The organism is Rhizobium sp. SEMIA 4085 (genome assembly GCF_013004495.1).
Taxonomy (GTDB): Bacteria; Pseudomonadota; Alphaproteobacteria; order Rhizobiales; family Rhizobiaceae; genus Rhizobium; species Rhizobium gallicum.
Genome location: NZ_JABEPH010000344.1, coordinates 1 through 6,532, shown reverse-complemented (window position 1 = coordinate 6,532; position 6,532 = coordinate 1). Strand labels below are relative to the sequence as shown.

The 6,532-nt window shown below is 59.0% G+C and carries 7 protein-coding genes; 2 read left to right on the top strand and 5 right to left on the bottom strand.

Features of this window, described 5'->3' with window-relative positions; all coding sequences use genetic code 11:
* Positions 1-294: 294 nt before the first annotated feature.
* The 3 genes from C9413_RS33825 to C9413_RS33820 all read right to left on the bottom strand — a co-directional run bounded on the left by C9413_RS33825 (position 295) and on the right by C9413_RS33820 (position 2,697).
* The gene (locus C9413_RS33825; RefSeq protein WP_246703848.1) at positions 295-507 is read right to left on the bottom strand and encodes a hypothetical protein; all 213 of its coding nucleotides are present in this window, start codon (positions 505-507) and stop codon (positions 295-297) included.
* Positions 504-1,652 carry a DUF2092 domain-containing protein gene (locus C9413_RS25825; RefSeq protein WP_170251087.1) on the bottom strand — a complete coding sequence of 383 codons (1,149 nt, stop codon included), beginning with the start codon at positions 1,650-1,652 and terminating at the stop codon, positions 504-506. The genes C9413_RS33825 and C9413_RS25825 overlap by 4 nt, the downstream gene beginning before the upstream one ends.
* Positions 1,653-2,520: 868 nt before the next feature.
* Positions 2,521-2,697, bottom strand: coding sequence for a hypothetical protein (locus C9413_RS33820; RefSeq protein WP_246703847.1), 177 nt, complete (start codon positions 2,695-2,697; stop codon positions 2,521-2,523).
* Between C9413_RS33820 and C9413_RS33815 the strand changes: the two genes are divergently transcribed.
* Together C9413_RS33815 and C9413_RS25815 are read left to right on the top strand one after the other, a co-directional pair.
* Positions 2,696-2,935: a potassium channel family protein gene (locus C9413_RS33815; protein ID WP_223843958.1), complete on the top strand. Its 240-nt coding sequence runs from the start codon at positions 2,696-2,698 to the stop codon at positions 2,933-2,935. The two genes, C9413_RS33820 and C9413_RS33815, sit on opposite strands and share 2 nt — an antisense overlap.
* A 120-nt stretch (positions 2,936-3,055) precedes the next feature.
* Positions 3,056-4,144, top strand: coding sequence for an AI-2E family transporter (locus C9413_RS25815; protein WP_039846235.1), 1,089 nt, complete (start codon positions 3,056-3,058; stop codon positions 4,142-4,144).
* A 128-nt stretch (positions 4,145-4,272) separates the two neighbouring features.
* On the opposite strand, the gene C9413_RS25810 is transcribed toward C9413_RS25815, so the two are convergent.
* Together C9413_RS25810 and C9413_RS25805 are read right to left on the bottom strand one after the other, a co-directional pair.
* A complete protein-coding gene (locus C9413_RS25810; protein ID WP_170251086.1) occupies positions 4,273-5,304 on the bottom strand; it encodes a DUF2955 domain-containing protein in 1,032 nt (343 codons plus the stop codon).
* Positions 5,294-6,394: an HlyD family secretion protein gene (locus C9413_RS25805; protein WP_170251085.1), complete on the bottom strand. Its 1,101-nt coding sequence runs from the start codon at positions 6,392-6,394 to the stop codon at positions 5,294-5,296. Before C9413_RS25805 ends, C9413_RS25810 begins: the two co-directional genes overlap by 11 nt.
* Positions 6,395-6,532: the final 138 nt, after the last annotated feature.

Here is a 6,532-nt window from a genome sequence, read left to right as displayed (position 1 = left end):
AAGCGTCTCAGGAATGGGACGCCTGCTCGGAGGCAGGCGCGGATCTTGTGTGGCTTGCTGGTTTGGCCCGTTCGTTCTTGGCGCTTTGTCGGCTCCGGCGGTTACGGTTTGGCCTTTCCAAATCAGTAGCTTAATCTAAAGTATACCTGAAACCGCCGGGCTTTGCCCGCAGAAAACTGCAATTAGCCTAATAATATCAGCCATTTACTTTGTATGGACGGGCACTAGTCTAGATGAGAACGTCCCGCAGCGAACGGGGCATTCTACAGGGCGGGGCCAATTCGTGGGCCCCGGCTAGCAATCATAGGCACCAGCGGCACAACGCCGAGTCGTCCGCCGGGCGACGCCGGCCACGCTGACCGGCGGCAGCGGTCGACCGACTACGGCGCAGGCATCAGAAACGACGCGGGGCATCGGAACAATTGACTGGACGCTGGCTAGATCGCCGGACCAAAGTAAAGCCGCCCAAGCCAGACAGATGATTCCCATGCGTCTAAAAAGGGTCATTTTCCATCTCCTCTTACGAAGTTCCCCGGCAATTCACCCAGGTTACTCTGGATGTCCTTCACGTCGACTTTTTCGGCGTTTGTCGGGTTCTTGAAGCCAAAATCACCCGGCATAACCTCATCCCCCGACTTCCAATCCCGGACCTGGACGCTGTATTCCGGTCCACCCTTGACCAGCCTGGAAGTAATGACGAAGCGGCAGGGGTAAGGTTGTGCTCCTTGGGCGACCCAAATCTGGAAATCTACGTCGTCCTTGCGAAAGGCGAGAGAATCGCACTCGGCGCTATTGATGACGCCGCTTCCCAGGTCTTTCGAATCGTAAACGCCCTGCATCAACTCATCATATGAATTGGTCATCAACAAGTCGGCGGCAGGCAGCGGCAATCCATACTTGTCCTTTAGCTCGTCTATCAGATGATCGACCGTGCCAGGAATATCGACTTGCGTATACTTGTTGAGGTTCTTTCCCAAAAGGGTAAGCGTTTTTCCGTCGAATAGCGCTTCTGTCTCGACAAAACCGCCGGAACGTGTGGTGTGTACCTTGTCAGGCCGGCTGAGGGTCACAGTCCCTGAACTTGCCAGCCCAAGTTTTTGATCACTGTTGGTAACAACCTGGAGATTGGCATCGTATGCGAAGGATATGGCCTTCTGGGTTGCCAGATAATCGGACATGGCCTTCAGCAGCTTCTTGGCTTCGGCCGAGTCGGTGAGCCTCACGAGCTCAACTCGCCGGTTGAGAGCTTTTCCTTCGGCCGTCTCATTGCTGGCGATCGGCCGGGTCTGCCCAGCGCCTCCCGCTAATAACCTGTCAGCATCGACCCCTCGTTCCACCAGCGCCGCCTTGATGGCGTCGGCGCGTTCAAGGGAAAGACGTTCATTGGCTTCTGCATTGCCGCTTGCGTCGGTATGGCCGACAATTCTCAGGCTCCAATCAGGTAAATTCTTAAGTGCAGTCGCTATGTCATCAAGCAGCGTTTCAGCACCAGGTTCCAGTGTTGCCTTGCCAACGCCGAAACGCAGGCCATAGAGATCGTACTGATCCCTGGTCTGCAGCGCCTGCTGCATGGCTTCTTTACTGTAATGCTTGGCCGGGTCTTCCTGGGACCAGGATGGGGCGTTTGCCGCTACGACAAAGGCAACTGCCAGGAAAATTTTTCGAGCAATTCTCCCATGCCTTGGTGCATTTCCGTTAAGTTTCCGCCAGGCCCTATCGTATTCTTGGTGTTCGAGCATCTCAATTCGCGTGCTAAACATCGGACAATCCTCCTCACCGATTTATGGAATATGACCACCGAGCACTGCATGCCTTAATTTCGAACATGCTGAATAAGCAAAGTATTGCTGCAGGCGTGCGGCCGAATCTATGGATCAGAATTTCAATCCGAGGCCCCCGCATGGGGTGAACCGCACACGGTCTGCCGGCGGTTTCCCATCATATCGCCGTTCCGGCGCGAAACTAAGTCTAATGAGTCAACGACAACCAAGGCCGGTCGCGGTGAACTGAATACATCCGTTCAGAAAAACGGGAGATTCGACGGTTTCGGGATTGGATCAGGTAGCATTCTGCGCCCATGCAAGCAGTCCGCTCGGGCGGAACACCCACCTTCCGCACCATCCCAATCCATACCCTTGTACAACAACCAGAGAATACATTAGTATGCTCTTAAGTGCAACTTACATTGGGGACCGAGACGGCAGAGCCAGAGTCGGCCAGGTGCGTTCAGGGCACGGAGATCGAGGCCACCAGCTGCAGGTTCCCGCATGCCGCGGTGGCTCCCGGCGGTGGCCAGCGGCAATCACTTTGGGGCAAATATTACAGTTCCGGTAAGTTACTTGTCGGCGGTTGCGTTGTGAGGCAAAATGATGCATCGGAGTTGTGGCCTCCCCTCGGGACTGAGGTGATTTTCCAGTGCGACTGGAGTTGGCGAGGCAGGCTTCATACGATGCAGCGTTGGTGCGGGGTACGGCCAGGGTGGAAACGCCCGGGATTGGTGCTGGGGGACGCACGAGGATGTTACTTCAGATTGTCACGGGCACTGGCGTGCTGCTTGCCACGATCTTTATTCACGGCATGGCGGTTATGGTGCTGTTCCGGATAGGACGAGGTCCCCTTACCGGCACGCGGAAACTCTCCGGCTACGCCCGATTGGGCATCAGTTACTTTTTTGTCACCGGCTTTGTAATGGGCCATGGTCTATCGGCTAGTCGGCGAATTGCCGAACTTTGAGGACGCCATGTACTTCTCGGCGATTACCTTCGCCACGATCGGCTATGGCGACATTACGCTATCCAACGAATGGCGGCTCGCCAGTGCCATCGAAGGTGTAAACGGAATCCTGCTGTTCGGCTGGACTACGGCATTTCTTTTCAAAGTCTCGGAACTGTGGTCCTCCCGGCGGGCTGCGGATCAAAACATCGCACAACCGTGAAACAAGGACTTGCGGTGCGAGACAGGCCCCGGTGCACGGGACCGACGTACGCAACCATCAGCGGCTGTCCCTTGCAGAAAGGGGCTTCGCCGACTTCTGATCAAACCAGGAGGTGTTGTTATGCAGGAATTGCCTGTTGAAGGCGGGCGACACCAGAAGCTCATAGAGGCAGCTCTCGCCCTGCTGCTTGTGTCCATGCTGATCGTCGCGAGCTTCTGGGTACTGTTAGCCTTTGTCGGCGTCCTCACCTATGCGGTGATCCTTGCCACTGCCACAGCGGGGCTGTTTGATCGAATAGTTGAGCTGCTGAATGGAAGGCGTCGCCTGGCTGCCGTGCTGTTCGGCGTGGTCGCCGTGACGGTCATCATCGTGCCGTTGATCTATCTCTGTTCCGCTATTGCCGACTATCTGAGCGTCGCCGAGGCGTGGTTGAGCACGGCCGGCACTCGCGGAATCCCCAACCTTCCCGAGTGGCTTGCAGGACTTCCGCTAGTTGGAAACAAGGTATCTGCGGCATGGCAAGAGCTGCAGCGCGAGGGTCTGGTGTTGATGCAGCGCTACCAACCCCAGCTCGCTGCCGCAGGGCGCTGGCTCATCAATTTTGGTGCAGGTCTTCTGGTGGCTGTCCTTGAAATCTTCGTGGGCGTCGTCGTAGCCGCGATACTTCATGCGTCGCGCGCCTGGGTGCTGCAGTATGTCTCCGCCATCATGGTACGCATAGTTGGAGCGAAGGGGCCAGAACTGCTGAATGCCGCGGGAAGGGCAATTAGCGGCGTGGCAATCGGCGTCATTGGAACGGCTCTGCTCGAGGCGGTGTTGGCCTGGATCGGCTTCGCAATCGCCGGCGTTCCGGGAGCCATCGCCTTGGCCGCAGCGACGTTTTTCCTGGCCGTTATCCAGATTGGACCGCTTCTGGTTTGGCTGCCGGTGGCGATCTGGCTGGGTGCCGAGGGGCAGACCGGTTGGGCGATCTTCACCGCTGCATGGGGGATCATTCTACTCATGGGAGCTGACAATATCGTGAAGCCCATGCTGATTGCGCGCAGCGGCCAGTTGCCGATGCTCGTGCTTTTCATGGGAGTGATCGGGGGGCTGGCAGCCTGGGGCTTTACCGGCATGTTCATCGGTGCGACGACGCTGGCCGTGCTCTGGACCGTGTTGCAGACTTGGCTCGGCACCAACGAGGAGCAGCCGGCAGCGGTCACCTGAGCGTGTGCTTCAGCTTGATGCTGCTGTTTGGGTCGCTGGTGCCCGCAAAACCGCTGGGCCGTCCGGAGGCGGTCTGGCGGGTAGGGACGGCTCACCTTCAAATGGAACCTTTGGAGAGGCCAGGCGCGTCATTTGGCACGACTTTCTCGTGTTGCCGATTGCGGCCAGAAGATTGCCGCCATCAGCACCGTGTAGATCAACGCCGCGCCGACGTAGACAATGCGGGTCGCGAAGGATTCAGCGGCGCCGCCAGGCACCGGCGACACTCCGAGCCCGAACAGGATCAGGAACGTCGTGAGAGCGCCGGCGTACATCTTGGCATCTTTCAACCGGCCCGCAGCGCGCCCGCCCAGGATCAGCGTCACCACGAGTACGATGAGAAAGATCGAGAACAGGCTTGGGCGCAGAGTGAGGATGGTGTAGGCGATGGATGCCAGTATCCCTCCTGACAGATTGATGATCACAAGCCCGAGTGCCATTCGGCTGCTCGCAGCGGCATCGAACTGGCCGAGCAGCGAGGCGACGGTGATGGGTATGACGAGCGCTGCGGACAGTTGATCGTTGACCAGGCAGACCGCGACCGCCCCCAGCAGTATCGCCGTGTTCGCCAGAGCTCGCAGATAGGAAGGAGGTCTGACTGTTGCCGAAGAAGCCGCCGCGATGCGCGTCGTATGGGGCTCCGGGATCACCGCATGGGCAAGCCACATCAGAAGCGTGCCGCCGAGGATGCCGGTCACAAGGATCGACAGGATTGAATTCGCAAGGTCCTTGTTCAGGATTCCGATCAATGGAACCATAATTGCGACGACCTGCACTAGAAAGATCGCGGGCCCCCCTGTGCCCGCCGCCTGGGCCGCGAAACAGAAGAAGTAGATCAGCGCCAGCAGGATCAGGAACGTCGAAGGGCGATCGCCGAACAGATTCGTCAAGACCATCATGCCGATCCCCGTGAACAGGATCAGCAACGCGGCGCCCAATGTCTTGCCTAGCGGCATCGGACCGGAGCTACCCAACAGGAACTGCGCGGCAAAAATAGGCACGAGGAACGGCACGATGGCACCGAGCGACACAGCGGAAGTAAACCCCAAGGAGACCGCAAACGCCACCCGCAGTCCCTTTCGACGCTGCTCGGCAGACGGATCGTCGCGGTCATCCCACATAGGTCAGCACCGATATGATGCGGATCCGCAGCCAGCCCCAGGCATTGGTGACCGGATGATCGCCGGTGTAGATGACGACGGTCGCCTGCGAGCCATATCGCACGCCCTTTGGCCGTTCTGCATCCATGACCAGGCGAACCGGAAAGCGCTGCGCCTCCTGGACCCAGCCGGTGTCGGTCCGGATCGTCGGCAGACCGGTGTTCGGGTCAGTTCCGCCGCCGCCCTGCTGAGAAACGCCGAGGCCGATGCTTTCGACCTTGGCAGGAAAGAGCCGTCCGGGGAGCGCATCGAAGAGCAGCTCGGCCCGATTGCCGGCGGCGACATTCTCCAGGCTGTTCTCCTTGCAGGCGGGGGCCATCCAGATCGTCCCGCCCTCGATTGTGGTCATGGCCGGCTGGCCGACGCTGACGACCTTGCCGATGGAAAGCTGCAGGTTGGTGACGACGCCGGCCGATGGCGCGTGAATGGTCGTTCGGACCAAGTCCAGCTGGGCAGCCTCCAGCGCCGCAAGCGCTTCCCGGAGCTGTGGGTTGTCGTTGCCTGCCGGGCCGAGCTCTTCCTTGGCCTTGGCGAGATCGGCCCCCGCACCGGTCACCGCGGCCTCCGCCTGCTCGTAAGCGGATTTTGCCGTGTCATATCTTGCCTTGGAAAACACGCCCCGCTTGACCAGTTCAGTAGCCCGCGCGTACTGGTCACGCAGGTTGTCCCGATCCACCTCCATTTCCACCAGCTTGGCCTGGGCGACGTCCACCGTCGCAGTGGAAGCGCCGATGGTCTGACCCACAAGCGCCAGATTGGCCTCCGCTTGGGCGACAGCGATCTGATAGGTGCTGGGATCGATGCGGAAAAGCACCTGATGGGCTTCGACCAGCGAGTTGTCGTCGACATTGACCTCTATTACACGGCCCGTCACCTCAGGCGCGATCCCCACGACATAAGCCTGAACCTGCGCCTGCGACGTGGAGGGTGTACGCCGCTCCATGAAGACGGACAGCACAAACAGGACGAGCGCTAGGAGCACTATGATGAGCGCCGTTCGGCGCAACGGATTGCGGCCGGCGACGACAGCTGCTGGCTGGGTTGAATCCACGGCTCTTTCCCCCGAAAGACGCTATTCATCGAGTCCAGGGCCTGCAGTGGCATACCGGAATCCGACTTGACCAAGCCCTCTCTTTCACCTTACCTTCAGATATTTCGTCCGAATAGACGCTTCTGGTTCCTCTGCTTT